Origin of the sequence: Microcoleus sp. D3_18_C4 (genome assembly GCF_036702355.1) — a bacterium.
Lineage (GTDB): Bacteria > Cyanobacteriota > Cyanobacteriia > Cyanobacteriales > Microcoleaceae > Microcoleus.
Window position 1 is genome coordinate 52,612 of sequence record NZ_JAUBTF010000028.1, and the last position, 16,433, is coordinate 69,044.

Sequence of the window (16,433 nt, forward strand, 5' to 3'; positions counted from 1 at the left end):
CGGCCTGTACCATTCTCCGTTCGCTCGGATGCCCAGGTGAGTGAGACCTGATCCGCGGCCGCGATCCGGGAGGTTGTACTCTGGATGTTTTCGGTCAGTTATTTTCGTACGTAATATCCAGGAGAACAGTATGTGTAGCAGCAATTTCAATCGCCACGTTATCTAAAACGCTTGAAAAGCCCTATTTAGTAAGACGCCAAACATCTTGGAAAAATTTTCAGTGCATTTTGGATGCTGCTGTTTCATTCTTTACAGTAAAAATACATAATTTTTGGTTCAGGGCCTTGTCAGTGAATTTACTTAATGTTATGTTGTCACCATACAATCACTGTCAGACGGCAGAATCTACTTTTCAATCAAACAAGACTGGTCTCTAAACCGAGCCTCATTTTTCTATCTCCGTGTTTAGAAACAAGTAGAAAAACTTTAGTTAACTCAAGATGAATCCTATGTTAAAACTGAGTGCTTTATTCCCAATTCATTGCAATGACCGAGCCATCAGCCACGTATTTTTTTCAGTGTGCAAAGAATGGCAAAAACCTGAGCTGAATGCTCGCATGGTTGTCCCGAGTTGCGATCGCTCCTGCCGCAACTCAAATATAGTTGAAGCAATTCCGTCATTACTGACAAACTTGTATTACCGCAGCCCTACTGCTCCCAAAATCAAGGCAGAGAAGCGTTTTCTCAAAGATATCAAAAATTTTGATGTTGCCTACTTGTGGCCCGCTATATCATTAGATACTGTAAAGAGCGTTAACAAGCAAAGTAAGCCGATTTTTTGGGAGCGAGTTAATACTTGTCAAAAGCAAGCTAAGAGTATCCTTGACGATGCTTACTCTCGCTTGGAATTGCAACCTCAACACGCAATTACCCCAGAAAAAATTAAGACCGAAGAGCAAAAACTCAAGCTAGTTGACTTTCTGTTTTGTCCCAGTCCGGCAGTAGTAAAATCATTTCAAGAAGCCGGAGTTCCTGAAGAAAAACTGGTGTTAACCACTGAAGGTTGGTCGCCGTCGCGTTTCCCCAATTATCAATCCCAAAAACCGGCCTCAGAGGAAGTTAACGTCCTTTTCCTAGGTTTTGCCTGCGTCCGCAAAGGGACTCACCTGCTCTTACAGGCTTGGGAGCGAGCTGGGATTAAGGGAAAGCTGACAATTTTTGGCTCCCTCGAACCGGCAATTGCTCACACTTGCAGCCATTTGCTGAAACGTCCTGATGTAGTTCACTTTGATTATGCCTTGGACTACAGTTCTGCCTATCGCCAAGCTGACTTTTTTGCCTTTCCCAGTCTGGAGGAAGGTAGCGCACTCGTTATCTATGAAGCAATGGCTCATGGTTTGCCGATTCTGGCTTCACCGATGGGAGGAGGCGGTGTTGTGCGTGATGGCGTTGAGGGCATAATTCTTCCTCCTTACGATACTGACGCCTGGGTGGAGGCACTACGAAAACTATCTAATTCTCCTGATTTGCGGGCTAAGATGGGAGCCGCCGCCCGCCAGCGAGCTTTGGAGTTTACTTGGCCAAAAGTTGCGGCTAGGCGCGGAGAGCAGATTCGGCAAAAAATGCAGGCAAAATAAAAACTCAATAGGAGAGGACTGACGAAGAGTCCTTATTTGTTAAAATCTTTAAGAAACGACTCTTCGTCCTCACGACTTGCCTGATGAGGGTTATATGACAGGACTAGATATAAGTCCTACTCAAGTTTAATTAGGTTGACCTAATTATTAACTTTTTCATGAGTTATAGGCTCCAGAAGCTAGTCGTTGTTCAAATAACCACTGTTTGCTTTCAGGAGAATCATCCAGCCAGCGATCGATCAAGTCCGCCCATTTGACAGGCAGACGCAACTCCTGCCAGGTTGAGTGAGAAGCGACCGAAAGATTGTGGTAAAGCGCTGAATCCGAAATAACTTTTTCGATACATTCTGCTAAAGCCAGAGAGTTACCCGCCTCAAAAATCATCGAATTAATACCGTGTTTTAAGTGGGTTTTAAACATCGGGTGATCCGAAGCTACTATCGGTGTTCTAGTGCGTAAAGCGTGCTGAATTGTCAGGGGAAAACCTTCGGGATAGTCGTGCCTGCTAGTAACTAACACGAGATCGGATTCTCTCATTAAAGGTTCTAAACTCTGAGTTGGCACGATTCCCAGAAAATCTACACAATCTTTAATTTGCAACTCTTCGACTCGCTGGGCAAAAAACTCCTCTTCACCTTTACCTGCCATTTTTAAGTGAACTGATATATTATTCCGTTCTCTTAACTTTGCTACGGCTCTCAATATATCGCCCACTCCCTTACTTTGTACTAACGAACCAGCGTAAAAAAGTTGAATTTTTTTGATGTCCGCAGGGATGGTTTTCGGGGACAAAGAGCCGGGATTGGTCTCTAAGAGAAAGTCCCAGGGAATTATTTTATCAGCTTTTACTCCTATTTCTTTGAACAATAAAGATGAAGTAATGCCGTAAGTTCCAACCCATTCTATTTGCTCGTTGTTTAACAATTGGGATAGGAAATAGTTGCGGTATTTATTGCGCCAAGTTTTTGTTGCAATAGATTCGGCAAATACAGCTATGGTTTTAATTTCGTTTTTAATGGCCCACTTAAAAAGGTCTGGAAAAGTCGTCCGCAGGACTAAATGAGTCGGCTTTTGCTGGGCAATTAACTCGATCAATTTTTGGGAATCAATTTTGTAATTAAATCCGCAACCGATCGCCCGCACGCCGTTTTCTAGAACCCGATCGTTAAATTCTGGTGTCATGCAGCAAATAACTGTTACTGACTCCGCTCGTTTTGCCATCTCGGTGACGGCATCAACAGAATATTTTTGAGCGTAGTATGTTTCGCTTCCACCTTTGGCTAAACGCTCAAAGGCTTCTGCGTAATCGCCGGCATACTGAACTATTACTAAGCGCATTTTCTTCTACTCTGGTTGTAGACTATTTAATAGGACTTACGGTGCAAAAAGTTTGTAAGTATGTTGATGGGGACGGTTTGATGTACCGCCACAACCGCACTATTAATTTTATTTTGCTTCAGCCTTATTATAAACAGTTCCGGCAACACGCACGTCAATAGATAGCGGCCGCAGTCGCTTTGTATGGGGGCTTTCAGGCTAATTTTCTCGGAATTTTTCAAGTGGGTGTTGCCAGTAGAAGGCGGAAATTAATCCCGACTAAGTAAGGAGAAATACTGTCCCCTGCAATTTGATCTCCGAAGTTGCGATCGACACTCACTCTCGACACTCACTATCGGCACTCACTTAGCATATTGGAGGGGATGCCAGCAGAATTGGGCTATAAAATTCACAAACCGTGACAATATTTGGTTTTAGGGTACTCAATAAGCCAAAGTTTCTAAAGTTTCTCGCAGATAGGAACGAACCTGCTGATCGATGGTGGCATTTTGCTGCTGACGCTCAAAATTGAGTTCTAGCTGCCAGCGTTGAAATCCTGAACTTGCACCGATCGCGGATTTGAGACTGCCCCAGATTTCAGAATCTTCGCACAGCTCGATCGGCTCGGCGGCTTGAGGTTCTTGTGCGATGGGTAGATAATTCGCCATATTGTTATACCTCTGTTTTAATCCCTTGTAAGGATTGAAAGCTGACCTTGACACTCTCTATTATAGATTCTTCTCTCCAAAGAGCCAACATAAAATATCCACAACCTGCGATTAAAAATTAAATATTAAGACTATTAATAATCTCTATCCGAAGAGGGGCCTTACCTATTTTTTGCACAGCATACATCTGTACAAATTAAAGTAGCTTAAACTACAATTGTCCCCCTCTTAATTTTTTATTTCACTTTTTTTCGATCAACTCTTCGGGTAGAGATGTAACGCCGTTGGTGTCAGCAGGCTTTGGGTTGACAATACTGCCGACTGACAAATTCCCTATGCTGGATGCTAGCCCAATTGACTCTGCGGGTGCAGCCACAGCGGCAGTTGTCTCGGCTGCCAAAGCCGGCAAAAGTCGATCGACTTGCCAAGGCGCGATCGTAAAATCCTGCCGAATTTTTTCTAAAACATGAGGCTTTGTCGCTGCAAATTCTGATTCCGGCGTCAGCAAAACCGCCATGACACTAGCAGACACCTGCAAAAACAGATTGCTAGCTAAAAAAGCAGCAATTGCCAACAACAATCCAGCCCACCGCCAGGAAGGAGGAAAGGGAGCCACCGAAGCCGCCAGGGGAGCCAATCGGTAAAGCTGCCACAAAATTACTGCCAGCAAAACAGCGACAAATAGAGCGAGTCCTTTATTTAACTTAGTTTTAAACCGAGTCAGAATCTGCTGCTGCACAGAAGTTAAATTCTGCGGTTTCACCGCCACAACTAAAATACTAAAAATGTAAAAAGGGCGGAACCACTGCATCCACAGCACAGGAACAATACCGGCTACAGCCACTAAAAATATTTCTAACCAGACAGGGAGCAGGGGAGAACCCACTGCGAGTCCCAGCAAGCACAGTCCCAGGAAAATCGGCAGTGTAGCCGCCCCAGAAAGGTGAATCCACAAAAAAGGATCTGACCAAAAAGAACGCACTTTAAATAATTATGAGTTATGAATTAGGAGTTTTGAATCTTGGATTTTGAGATTTTGGGATGCACTCTTGACTCTGAAATCCGATGCCAGGAGTAAATATTTAGCTATCAAACCGAGGACTTACAAGCAGAAATCTGGTTTATTTGGGTAATTCTTATTTGAGCGAGCGAATTTTAAATTTTAAGCAAGGGTAAAGACGATTAGGAAGTTCTTAATTCCTTCTTCCTTCTTCTTTCGGTCAATTACCAACTGCCAACTGCCAACTACCAACTGCCAACTGCCAACTGCCAACTACCAACTGCCAACTACCAACTGCCAACTGCCAACTGCCAACTGCCAACTACCAACTGCCAACTACCAACTGCCAACTGCCAACTGCCAACTGCCAACTGCCAACTGCCAACTGTCAACTGTCAACTGTCAGATGAGTTTGGGAGTATTGAGTGAAGAGAAGAGTTGCGAGCGATCGGCCATTTGGTTGCGATCGCTCAAAAATTCTCTTCCCGCTCAACACTCACAACTCAAAACTATTGAGAGAGAGTCCGGCGCTTAGTAACCATCCGGTAGGCTTCAATAATATCGCCATCCGCCCAGTCGCTAAATCCGCTCAAGGAAATACCGCATTCAAAGCCAGCATTGACTTCCTTGGCATCTTCCTTCATCCGTTTTAGGGAGTCGAGGACACCTTCGTAAACGACATTGTTACCCCGGCGCACCCGCACCTTACAGTTACGGATGACTTTGCCAGAGAGTACCATACATCCAGCCACAGCCCCGCGACCGATCGCAAAGACAGCGCGCACTTCGACTTGACCCAAAGGTTCTTCCACCAATTCGGGTTCCAGCAGGCCTTCCATCGCCCCTTGAATATCATCCAAGAGGTTGTAGATGATGCCGTATTCCCGCACGTCTACCCCCGCTTGGTCAGCGGCGAGGCGAGCGTCGGTGGCGAGAGTAGTATTGAACCCGATAATTACAGCATTACTGGCTGCAGCGAGGTCAATATCCGTTTCGGTAATTTCCCCAGGAGCAGATAGCAGCAGTCGGAGTTGAACTTCTTTTTGAGGAAGTTGAGTCAGAGCGCCCACAATTGCTTCGAGGGAGCCTTGGACATCTGCCTTCAAGATCAAGTTGAGTTCTTTGAGAACGCCTTCCTTAGCTTGTTGAGAGAAGCCACTGAGGCTGATCCGACCGCCTTGCAGCAGGCGGGAATCTCGTTGGGAGGTAGCTCTTCCGCTTGCGATCGCTGCCGCTTCTTTTTCGTTTGCGAAGACATCAAACTCGTCTCCGGCGCGAGGAACTTCCCGCAGCCCTAGCACTTCCACCGCGAAGGATGGAGTTGCGTGCTCTACGCGATCGCCCCGGTCATCGATCATGGCGCGCACCTTGCCCAGAGCCGAGCCTGCGACCACAATATCGCCCACTCGCAGAGTGCCGTTCTGCACCAGCAGAGTTGCCACAGGCCCCCTTGCCTTGTCGAGGTGAGCTTCAATCACAGTACCCTTAGCCGGTCGGTGCGGGTTGGCGTTGAGGTCTTCCATTTCCGCCACTGTCAGAATCATTTCCAACAGAGTATCCAGGTTTTCGCCGCGGATAGCGCTGACTGGAACCATCGTGATATCACCGCCCCAGTCATCTGCCACCAAGCCGTACTCAGTAAGCTCTTGCTTCACCCGTTCCGGCTGAGCACCCTCCTTGTCAACTTTATTGATAGCCACAACAATTGGCACTTTCGCCGCTTTCGCGTGGCTGATCGCCTCAATTGTCTGGGGTCGCACGCCGTCGTCCGCCGCCACCACCAAGATGGCGATGTCCGTAACCCGTGTTCCCCGAGCCCGCATCGCTGTAAAGGCTTCGTGACCGGGCGTATCCAAAAATACCACCTGCTGGCTCTTGCCTTCATGTACCACATCTACGTGGTAAGCACCGATGTGCTGGGTAATGCCCCCAGCTTCTCCCTGAGCCACCTTGGTTTTGCGGATCGAGTCGAGCAAGGTAGTTTTACCGTGATCCACGTGACCCATAATCGTTACGACTGGCGGACGGCGTTCGAGGTATTCCAAATCCGCTGCGTCCAGCATCTCGATCACTTTGATAGCTGGGGCTACTTTTTCTGGGGTTTCCACCTCTACGCCCATTTCTTCGGCTACCATCCTCACCGCTGGAATGTCCAGGGTTTCGGTAATATTTACCGCAATTCCTTTAGAGAACAGCCGCTTAATAATTTCGGTTTCGGGAACTGCCAAAGTAATGGCTAGTTCCTGAACGGTCATCGGTCTGCTCAGCAGCAGCTTTTCTGGACGTTCTACCTTCGCTTCGGCTGTTTTGCCCCGGTTGCCGCGTCCCCCACTAGAACCAGAAGAAGAACTTTTATCGTGAGAAGGGCCCGGTCTTTTATTTTTTCCACTGCTTCCGGGTGCGCCCGGAGTTGGTGTTGACTTGGGTGCTGCTTGTGACTTCGCTTTAGCTGGGCGGGCTAGGGACAGGCTGACCGTGACTGGTGCTGGCATATCCAAGCCGTTTTCTAAGTCGTCGTCATCCTCATCTATTGGTTTGAGGCGAGAACGTTTTGCCTTAACAGCCTTGGCAGCTTTGGCAGCATCTGAGTTTTCGTCATCATCTTCTTCCCAAATGACCGATGTCTTTTTGGCAGGACGAGGGAGAGAGGGCCTTTCGAGGAGAGTAATCCCCAGCAACGGCGTATTATCTTCTTCATTGTCATCAGTGTCATCCCCTGCGGCTCCGGTGTCACCGCCGCGGCTACGCAGCCCGGTAGCTGACGTTGCGGGGGCAAGGCTCCGGCGCGGGCCACCGGGCTGGGGTCGATCGGCAAGTTGAGTTTTGACTGGACCACCAGCGCCTTCCCGGCGCGGTCTTTGCGCGTCGCGAGATTCGGTAGGAGCTCCCGGTGCAGGTCTGCTGGGGCGGCTGGGTTTAGCCGGCGCTTCCAGAGTTTCTGACTGTCCTGATTGCTCTTGCTCGGTTTTTGCAAGTTTGAGTACCGGCTTGTTCCCCAGATTTTGTGGGGTACGGCTAGCCGACTCGGACGCCCCTCTGACGGGCGGCGACGTGAGTTTTGCCGACGGCGCAGGGGGGGCGATCGGTGGTTGCGGGGTGCGTTCTGGAGCCTTTTCCGAGGGCGGTTGAGGTGCCGCAGGTGCCTGAGCCTGGGCAGTGGTTTCCGGGGCGATCGCACCTACATTTTCCGACACTTCTGACGGAGCCGCCGACACAGCGACATTTGGCTTCGACAGTACAGGTCGATTGATATTCGGTTTAGCGGGAGGCTGGAGTTGTTGAGCTGCAGGCGACTTGGGAGGAGTTGCCACGGTTGCCGCCGGCTGATTTTGGTTCTCCTCGTTGCCTGCAGGCTGGGAGTTTGCACCAGCCGGTCGTACTTTTGGACTGCGTATTTCTAAAATTTGCTGCTTTTTTTGTTGGTCGTTAGGGTGAGGGCCAGATTCTCTAGATGGCGCTGCTGCTCTTTCGGGTGGAGCTGGCTTGCCGGGGGAAGAGTGGCTACTGGCTACGTATTTTTCCGCCGTTTTGCGAATGCGCTCTGCTTCGGATTCTGTAATTGTGCTGCTGTGGCTCTTGACTGAAATATTGAGCCGCTCGCAAACTGCCAAGATGTCTTTATTATCCAAATTTAGTTCCCGTGATAATTCGTAAATTCTTACTTTGCCGTTGTTCATCCACTCTGCCCTCTTTTGTGCCAACCAGTTTTTACATTGTGATTTTTTGTGCTAATGACGACATCATTCGGTGTGATTGATTCAGTGTCAGGAATCGGGGTTTTGGTACTCGCTCAGCAATTTTATCTAAAAGATGCAACTCGCTGAAGTCTGCGGTTGAAGAATTCTCAAGTCTGTTTGGGAACTTGGAACTCCGAAGTCTGAGTTTTGGCAAAACCCACTCTCTCAAGCTTCAAAGTTTGCCTTTCCACCTTGAGGATACCTCTGCTAGTACCCTACCCTTATCTAATCTGACACAAATCTTTCCAGACTGGTGGGCAGATCGGATTGGGGTTTTATAGCTGGCGCTACCGGTAATTACTGGTAGGGCTGCCAAGAGGGTTTATACAGTCGATGCCGAACTATTGTCGGTTTTTCGTCCGGCTAGGCCAGAGTAAGATGTACAGTCAGATGTGGCTAAACGCTGCCAAAGTGTTTGGTACAGTTCGTCAGACACAGGCGCTTTGAGCGATCGCCCAAGTCGATTTTTTTTCTGAGCTGCTTTGAGGCATTCTGCTTCCCGACAAAGGTAAGCAGAACGGCCCATGCCACGATCTAATTGTACCTGATGAGAAGGATAGAGCCTGACTACTCGCCAAAAAGCTTCCTTAGGAGCTATTTTTCGACAACTTGCACAGCACCGGTAGTTCGGTTTCATTTCTTGTGAGAGGGGAAGTAGGGGACAAATCCTCCTTGTCTGGCGAAGATAGAAAATCTTATGACAAGGAGTCAGAAGACAGAATTCAGAATTCAAAATACGCCATGCCCCAAGTCAGGGGTAAGGGTCACGGAAAGAATTTTTTCGGCTCCACGATTAAAATCGGGGGCTTTAAAGCTCGATTCTCCATCCTGTCGCACACAACCCATGCTGGATTCTGGCTCCTGAATTCTGAATTCTTCTTCGGTAAATGTCACAGTTTTTAGACTGCAGCTTCGGTTTCCTCCGTCGCGGCTGCCTCCTCTTCCTCAAATTCTGCGGTTTCCTCGTCGTAGTAGCCTGCTTCGTCTGCGTCGTAGTCGCCTGCTAGTTCTTCGAGCCTAGTTGCTTCTGCTGCCAATTTGCTGTCTTCGGCGGCGCGATCGTACTTAGCAATATCTTTGATATCGATTTTCCAACCTGTCAGGCGGGCTGCGAGACGGACGTTCTGACCTTCTTTGCCAATGGCAAGACTCAGTTGGTCTTCAGCGACCAAAATGTGAGCTCTCCTGCCTTCTGGAGCAACTAAACGCACTTCATCTACTCTAGCGGGACTCAGAGCGTTAGCAATATAAGTTGCTGGGTCTGGAGACCAGCGGATCACGTCGATTTTTTCGCCGCGCAATTCGTTGACTACTACCTGAATCCGCGATCCCCGCGCTCCGATGCAGGCTCCTACGGGGTCTACGTCGCGATCGAGAGTATCAACTGCTATTTTAGTCCGGGGGCCGACGTGCCGGGAGGGCGGATTTGCCTCCCTGGCCACGGCGACAATCCTCACCACCCCGTCTTCTATTTCTGGTACTTCGTTAGCAAACAGGTAAACCACCAAACCTGCGTCGGCTCTAGAAACAAGTAACTGCGGCCCACGAGTTGAGCCTTCGCCTACTTTTTTGAGATAAACCTTGAATGTAGCGTTGGCCCGGTAATTGTCGTTGGGCAACTGTTCGCGCTTAGGGAGTTCGGCATCTACTTCTGGCTGACCGAAGCTGCTGGTAACTGCTAAAATTACCGACTGCCTCTCAAACCTCAGCACTCTTGCTTGAAGAACAGTTTCTTCTAAATCTTTAAACTCTTCTTGAATCATTTTGCGCTGTTGATCGCGCAGTTTTTGAGCTAGAACTTGTTTGGTTTGGATCGCGGCCATGCGACCAAATTCTTTTTGATTTGGTGTTACGTCTACGAGCACGATGCTCCCAGGCTGAGCTTCCGTAGCTACTTCTTGCACTTCCGAAAGTGAGATTTCGTGATCGGGATTGATGACTTCTTCGACAATAGTTTTGTTGGCTAAAACGCGGAAACCTTCTTGTTCGGCGTCGAGTTCTACATCAAAGTTGTCGAAGTATTCTTCGCTGAAGTGATCGAGTTTTTGGGTACGGCGGTAGCGTTCGTATCCTTTGAGCAGGGCTTCTCGCAAGGCTGCTTGGACGGCGTGTTTAGGTAAATTGCGTTCTTTGCTAATACCTTCGACCATTTCTTTTAGTCCGGGCAGGGGAACCATTGACATATAAAACACTCCTTTTTTGCTGTGGTAATAAGTAACTGGTAATCGGTAATTGGTACTGGGGAATTTTCAAGTAGAAGTGATGACAGAGGAGTGATGAGTTCCTGAATAGGATTAGGGGAAATCGTTGCTGTAACAATTTATTTGTTGTCCCTGTTCAACCCGCTGCTACAGATATGATTGTTAAAAATTAACTCGCAGCCAAGCGTTTTCAGCTTGCTGCGAGGCAATCTCAAAACTCAAAACTCAAAACTCAAAACTCAAAATTTCCCTTTACATCTCCTTGCCTTCGTCTAATTCAACTTTGACAATCTGAGGGCGGGGAATTTTAACCTGTCGCCCTTTTTGATTGAGATAAACCGCTGTTTCATCTCGGCCCAGGAGTAGTCCTTTCCACTCTTTGATTCGCGAGTCCGGTTCGGTGGTTTTGGCTGTCACGGGGAAACCTTTAAAGGTAATAAATTCTCGATCGCTGCTGAGCAATCGGGATATTCCGGGACTGGAAATCTCTAGCACGTAGGCATCGGGTATGATGTCGGCTGCCTCTAACTCAGCATCGAGGGCTGTGCTCATGCGCTCGCAGTCGGCTAAACCAGTGTCTTGTTGGAGGTTGCGGATGTCTACCCGCAAGACGGGAGGATTTTGGTTGGTGTGAAACACTGCTCCCACTACTTCCAATCCCAGTGTTTCCGCAACGGGGGTAGCTAAGTCAATGATTTGTGGGATTAGGGGATGAGTCATATCGAATACTTAAGTTAAAACTCCTGAACTCGGACACGGGCAAGGAAAAATTTGGTGTTGAGATTGCTTGGCTTTGAGGTGGTTTGATTAGGTGGCTGCGACTTTCGTCTTCAACTTTGGGACTTACCCAACATCCCAGCAGGGGATCTCAAGCGGGGGGGTACCCCTACTAAATCAGTCCTCAACTTGCAAGTCAGACGCCCTGAGCTCTTTTCCTGCGACTAATGCAACAAAAAAAGTGGGCTTGACCCACTCCTAGGTAAAACAATTTCTTCCAAGAAGTTTGAGGACTTCTTCCGATCGAAGGGAGGCCTCAGTTCTCAGTTTAGCTCGATCGCCCGCCCGGTGACAAACCGATCGGCATCGGCCGACTGTCCGAGGGCAGAAGGGAAAAGCTGACAGGGGGAATGAGGAGGACTTGATCGCCGTTTTGGAGTGGGGCGAGGGCAAATTCCTGGTGGATACCGTGATCGGGTGCGATCGATCCTAGAACAGTGGGGGAGTGGCACTCAGGCGTTTTAGGACTTGCGATATGGGAGTTTCTTTGGGAAATTCTAATTTTAGTTCGGACAAGCCCTCTGCTTCTTGATAGGTGGCGAAGAGTCTGACAGTGAGGGTGATTGGTAGATTCGACATGGGCGATCGTCAAATTAACAGTATATTGACCAAACAGCCAAACTAAGATTCACCATAAAAAATCCCCATTACTAATGCTGAATAGGAAGCTCAATTACAAACTCTACTCCCCATTCGGGCGAGGAAATGCAGGTCAGCGTACCACCATGTTTTGCTTCTACAATCTCACGGCTAATAGACAAGCCTAAACCTGTTCCTTTACCCACTGATTTTGTAGTAAACATCGGCGTAAATAAATGCTGCATTATCTCCGGCGTTATCCCCAGCCCATTATCAGCAATCCGAATCACAACTCTGTCGCCCTGAAGCATTTCAGTGGAGATCCGAATCTGTGGGTTGTCATTGCTCTGTTGCTTTTCCCCGCAGAGCGGACAACTGATCGTAGACTCTTCTAAAGCATCAATTGCATTCGCTAATACATTCATAAACACCTGATTAATTTGCCCAGGATAGCACTCGACCAGCGGTAATTCGCCGTACTCTTTAATAACCTTAATAGCTGGGCGAGTGCCTTTACCTTTCAATCGATGACCTAAAATCAACAGGGTACTATCTAGCCCATCGTGAATATTCACTGGCGTTAGTGCCGATGTATCCAACCGAGAGAAATTACGCAGTGACATAGAAAGATTGTAAAGTCGCTCTGTTCCTACCGCCATTGAATCAATAATTTTTGGCAAATCTTCAACAATAAAATCTAACTCAATCTCTTGGCACTTATCCTCAAATTCTGATGTTGAAGTAACGTTGTGCTGGCAAAGCCGAGTCATCCCGATTAAATCAGCAATATATTCCTTGGCAATAGGGATATTATTGGATATAAAACTAACTGGATTGTTGATTTCGTGAGCCACCCCAGCTACAAGTTGACCAAGGCAAGCCATCTTTTCACTTTGAACTATTTGCACTTGAGCTTTTTTAAGATTATCCAAAGCTTGAGAAAGTTCCGCCGTTCGTTCTTCTACCCGTTTTTCTAACTCCTGCGCGAGCTGATGTAACGCTGCTTCTGCTGCGAGCCGGTCTTCTATTTCCCGTTTGAGAAGCAGATTTTGATCTGCAAGAATTTTAGTAAGAGAACGCAGTTTTAAATGGAGATTGACGCGAGCTAACACCTCCTTTTGGTCAAAGGGCTTAGTAATGTAATCCACAGCCCCTAGATTAAAGCCTTTGACCTTATCTCCTATGTCAGAAAGAGCAGTCATAAAAATTACCGAAATTTCGTTCGTCAACGGACTTTCCTTCAGGCGATGGCAGGTTTCAAACCCGTCAATTCCTGGCATCATTACATCTAACAGAATCAAATCAGGCTGAGTATATTCAGCCTGTTCGATGGCAGTTTCGCCATCAGTTGCTACCAATATCTCCCATCCCGAACCCGCTAAAGCTTCAGAAAGCACGTCCAGATTGCTAGGATTATCATCGACGATTAAGATGCTACTTGTTTCCATATTTGTTGCCTTCATTCTTTTTCTATTCTGTGGGATGTAATAAACTCTTTGATTTTTTTGACCTGATAGCCTTGGGCTAACTGGCGCAGCTCAACAGCAAAGGAAACAAATTTCTGATCCAATTTCTCTATGTGTTCGCTGCGCTTCACAATTCCTTTCACGTTGCCTCTCATCGCCAGTTCAAGTAGGAGTTCAATTTCTCCGGGCGGGGGAGCAACTACAGAATTGGATTCAGAAAGTGATTGAGGATCAGAGGAAAAGGGAATATTACTGATTTTTTCATTTTTTTGTTCGTCATATATCCATTCAAGTTTTAAATACTTTTGCAACATCTCAAATAGCTCTTCTGCCTGCACTGGCTTACCGAGAAAATCGTTTGCTCCCCCCTCCAAACTTTTATGTTGATCGGTAGCAAATACACTGGCAGATGAAGCAATGATTGCTAGGTCTTTATAGTGTGACAAATTTCGGATACGGCGCATCATCTCAAAGCCATCTAACACTGGCATCACCAAGTCAGTGATAATCAGATCAAACTTACACTCTTCTATTTTTTCTAAAGCTTCTTGACCGTTTTTAGCTTCGGTTACTTCAAAGCCGAGGGGTTCCAGGAGATTGACAATGACCGAGATGTTTTCCCATTTGTCATCCACAACCAAAACTTTTTGCTTTCTACCTTGGTAGCCAACCAGCTTTCTGTGGTTGGCAATCGTGGTTGTATTTGCCCAGTCTGTCGCTTCCCGTAAATCCAAATCTATCCAAAAAACACTGCCTCGTCCTGACTGACTTTTTACTTGAATGATACTACCCATCATTTCAACAATTTTCTGGCTAATTGTTAAACCGAGTCCGGTTCCTTCCGCCTGACGCTTGCTATCTCCTACCTGTTCAAAAGGCAAAAATATTTTTTTTAATTGTTCTGGTGTCATACCAAGGCCAGTATCTTCTATTTGAAACCGAATTTTGTGAATTGGTGAGGCTGGCTTTTGGTTATGGCTTTGTACCTTTGCACCTGTCCCCTTTTCCAGATGTTCTATCTTAAAAGTCACCCCTCCACCGTCGGTAAACTTAATTGCATTGCTCAGTAAGTTAATGAGTACCTGTCGCAAGCGTTTTTCGTCAGCGTGGATGCCAACAGGCATTTCAGAACTGGGTTGATAAACAAAAGCAATTCCTTTTTGTTCGGCTCGGATGCGGCAGATTTCTGCGACTCCTTGCAAAAAGGAAGGAAAATGGAAATCTTTCTCGTACAGTTCCAATTTCTGGGCTTCAATTTTAGCGAGGTCTAAGATGTCATTGATCAGGGTTAACAGGTGGGAGCCACACTGGTGAATAATACTGATGCCTTGGAGTTCCTTCGGAGCCATCGTTTTTGAGCGTTCTAGGATTTGAGCGTATCCTAAAATTCCATTGAGTGGTGTTCTCAATTCGTGACTCATATTCGCTAAAAATTCACTTTTAGCTTGGTTTGCACTATCGGCGATTTGTTTGGCTTCCGTGAGTTCAGCGGTGCGTTCTTCTACTCGGATTTCTAGCTCGGAATTGGTCTTGGCTAGCGCCTCAAAGGATTCGCGCAACTGTTGTGCCATAAGGTTGAAAGACTGCCCCAGAACTTCGAGTTCTTCTACGCCTTTTACCTGCACATTTTTCTCTAAGTCGCCACTTGCGATCGCCCTAGAAGCTTCGCTCAAACGGAGAATCGGGCTGGTAATCCAGCGTGCGGTTAAGATTCCCAGAACGGTAGCCAGCGCCAAGGCTCCCAAACACAACAAAATGGTAGTCTGGGTATTGGCGTTAATTTGATCCATGAAATCGCTTTCAGGAACGACGACGACGATCAGCCAGTCCAATCCTCGGCTATCCTGAAAGGGCATAACTTGGAGGAATTCCCGCTGGCCGGCGATCGTAAAATCCAATTGTTGAGAGCTATTAATTTTAGTGAGGTCGCCAAAGCGTTCTTTTAAATGGGCTGTTGTCCGCCGAATTAAATCATCTGTGCTATCTAAAGCATTCAGGCGATCGAGCGTGTCTTTGTTGGTGATAAATGGTTCTTTGAGAGTTGAACTGGCTACTAGGAGTCCCGAACGTTCCATAATGAATGTCTGTCCCGAACGACCGATGTTTAAGCTGTGCAGGAAGTCACTGAGGAAAGAGATCAGAAAATTAGCAACGAATACCCCGCGCAGCTCGCCACTTTCGTCATAAACTGGATGTCCGGTAGGAAGCGAGAGTGTTTTCTGACCTATAAGCGAAAAAATTTCGCTCCATGTGGGTTTGCCTAAGCGTACACTGTCTTTATACCATGAACGGCTGAGTATATTGTAGTTGCGGGAGACTGTTAAGAGCTTCGTTTGATTGCCTTTGCTATCAGATTCATAAATATGAAGTTCATTCCGATGCTCTTTGTCTGCTATTTTAAAAACTACTTTGCCATTCTCTTGGCGTTCAATGGCAATGAATTCTCCAGTTTTACTAGCAAAACCCATATTGGGCAGAGAAGGAAAGACTTGAATTTGCTCCCACAAATAGCGCTCCGTACTCTCCAATTCGTCGGGATTTAAGTACCCTAGTCGAAGGGCATTGGCATTTAGTTGATTGACGCGAGGGGCTGTGTCTAGGTATGTGTTGAGCTGCTGCTGGATGCGGGCCGTAATTTCACTCCGCAACTGGCTGGCCACTTCGTTGACTGCTTGTTGCCCGTTGCGTAAGGATAGCCAGCCTGTCAGCCCGACGGCGACAAATATTTGCAGAACGAATGGGAATACTAAAATTAGGCGCAGGGACACCTTTTTTTTAAAACGGTTTGACAGGAAAGTGGTTGCAGAGGTCTGTGACATTGATTGGTGTTACTCCTGGGGTAAGGAGTTGGCTAAAAAATCTCAGAGGATTTAGTGAAATGAGGCTGAGGAAATATATATTGAAAAGCAATCTATAATAGTTAGTGAAAAGTTTGAGACAGTAACTTGCTTAAACAAGAATGGCTACTTACGTATTTTTTTCTGGAATGGGTATAATAAAATCGGACTAAAGATACTGACGCACCTGATTTTTTTCTAGCATTGGTAATTTTTTTTAGCCTTTAGGAAACCAGTTAGCAATCATATCTAATAGATTACTTGGTTTAGAGCT

Annotated in this window: 11 protein-coding genes; 1 reads left to right on the plus strand and 10 read right to left on the minus strand. The window is 46.9% G+C overall.

Going from position 1 to position 16,433, the window contains the following annotated elements:
- Nucleotides 1-449: 449 nt before the first annotated feature.
- Nucleotides 450-1,577 (plus strand): glycosyltransferase family 4 protein, encoded by a 1,128-nt coding sequence (locus QUA90_RS15630; protein WP_333385200.1) that lies wholly within the window; start codon nt 450-452, stop codon nt 1,575-1,577.
- Between the two features lie 156 nt (nt 1,578-1,733).
- Here the strand turns inward: QUA90_RS15630 and QUA90_RS15635 are convergent, their stop codons facing one another.
- From QUA90_RS15635 to QUA90_RS15680, 10 genes are all read right to left on the minus strand, one after another.
- Nucleotides 1,734-2,915 carry a glycosyltransferase family 4 protein gene (locus QUA90_RS15635; RefSeq protein WP_333446414.1) on the minus strand — a complete coding sequence of 394 codons (1,182 nt, stop codon included), beginning with the start codon at nt 2,913-2,915 and terminating at the stop codon, nt 1,734-1,736.
- Nucleotides 2,916-3,337: 422 nt separating this feature from the next.
- The gene (locus tag QUA90_RS15640; protein ID WP_333152289.1) at nt 3,338-3,562 is read right to left on the minus strand and encodes a hypothetical protein; all 225 of its coding nucleotides are present in this window, start codon (nt 3,560-3,562) and stop codon (nt 3,338-3,340) included.
- Between the two features lie 241 nt (nt 3,563-3,803).
- A complete protein-coding gene (locus tag QUA90_RS15645; RefSeq protein WP_333446416.1) occupies nt 3,804-4,517 on the minus strand; it encodes a low-complexity tail membrane protein in 714 nt (237 codons plus the stop codon).
- Nucleotides 4,518-5,071: 554 nt separating this feature from the next.
- Nucleotides 5,072-8,239 carry a translation initiation factor IF-2 gene (infB, locus tag QUA90_RS15650; RefSeq protein WP_333446418.1) on the minus strand — a complete coding sequence of 1,056 codons (3,168 nt, stop codon included), beginning with the start codon at nt 8,237-8,239 and terminating at the stop codon, nt 5,072-5,074.
- Between the two features lie 382 nt (nt 8,240-8,621).
- Entirely contained in the window at nt 8,622-8,936 is a 315-nt protein-coding gene (locus QUA90_RS15655; protein WP_333057840.1) for a YlxR family protein, read from the minus strand.
- A 262-nt stretch (nt 8,937-9,198) separates the two neighbouring features.
- On the minus strand, nt 9,199-10,482 hold the full coding sequence (gene nusA, locus QUA90_RS15660) for a transcription termination factor NusA (protein ID WP_333082451.1): 1,284 nt from the start codon (nt 10,480-10,482) through the stop codon (nt 9,199-9,201).
- Between the two features lie 270 nt (nt 10,483-10,752).
- Nucleotides 10,753-11,220 carry a ribosome maturation factor RimP gene (rimP, locus tag QUA90_RS15665; protein WP_333040953.1) on the minus strand — a complete coding sequence of 156 codons (468 nt, stop codon included), beginning with the start codon at nt 11,218-11,220 and terminating at the stop codon, nt 10,753-10,755.
- 486 nt (nt 11,221-11,706) lie between these two features.
- Nucleotides 11,707-11,856, minus strand: coding sequence for a thiamine S protein (locus QUA90_RS15670; protein WP_333446420.1), 150 nt, complete (start codon nt 11,854-11,856; stop codon nt 11,707-11,709).
- A 71-nt stretch (nt 11,857-11,927) separates the two neighbouring features.
- Nucleotides 11,928-13,319 carry a response regulator gene (locus QUA90_RS15675; protein WP_333446422.1) on the minus strand — a complete coding sequence of 464 codons (1,392 nt, stop codon included), beginning with the start codon at nt 13,317-13,319 and terminating at the stop codon, nt 11,928-11,930.
- Entirely contained in the window at nt 13,316-16,141 is a 2,826-nt protein-coding gene (locus QUA90_RS15680; protein ID WP_333446424.1) for an ATP-binding protein, read from the minus strand. The genes QUA90_RS15675 and QUA90_RS15680 overlap by 4 nt, the downstream gene beginning before the upstream one ends.
- Between the last annotated feature and the right edge of the window lie 292 nt (nt 16,142-16,433).

What these genes read in the sequence shown, in the direction of transcription:
- QUA90_RS15630 (WP_333385200.1), top strand. Translation starts at nt 450, where the DNA reads ATGTTAAAACTGAGTGCTTTATTCCCAATTCATTGCAATGACCGAGCC.
- QUA90_RS15635 (WP_333446414.1), bottom strand. Translation starts at nt 2,915, where the DNA reads ATGCGCTTAGTAATAGTTCAGTATGCCGGCGATTACGCAGAAGCCTTT.
- QUA90_RS15640 (WP_333152289.1), bottom strand. Translation starts at nt 3,562, where the DNA reads ATGGCGAATTATCTACCCATCGCACAAGAACCTCAAGCCGCCGAGCCG.
- infB (WP_333446418.1), bottom strand. Translation starts at nt 8,239, where the DNA reads ATGAACAACGGCAAAGTAAGAATTTACGAATTATCACGGGAACTAAAT.
- QUA90_RS15655 (WP_333057840.1), bottom strand. Translation starts at nt 8,936, where the DNA reads ATGAAACCGAACTACCGGTGCTGTGCAAGTTGTCGAAAAATAGCTCCT.
- nusA (WP_333082451.1), bottom strand. Translation starts at nt 10,482, where the DNA reads ATGTCAATGGTTCCCCTGCCCGGACTAAAAGAAATGGTCGAAGGTATT.
- rimP (WP_333040953.1), bottom strand. Translation starts at nt 11,220, where the DNA reads ATGACTCATCCCCTAATCCCACAAATCATTGACTTAGCTACCCCCGTT.
- QUA90_RS15670 (WP_333446420.1), bottom strand. Translation starts at nt 11,856, where the DNA reads ATGTCGAATCTACCAATCACCCTCACTGTCAGACTCTTCGCCACCTAT.
- QUA90_RS15675 (WP_333446422.1), bottom strand. Translation starts at nt 13,319, where the DNA reads ATGAAGGCAACAAATATGGAAACAAGTAGCATCTTAATCGTCGATGAT.
- QUA90_RS15680 (WP_333446424.1), bottom strand. Translation starts at nt 16,141, where the DNA reads ATGTCACAGACCTCTGCAACCACTTTCCTGTCAAACCGTTTTAAAAAA.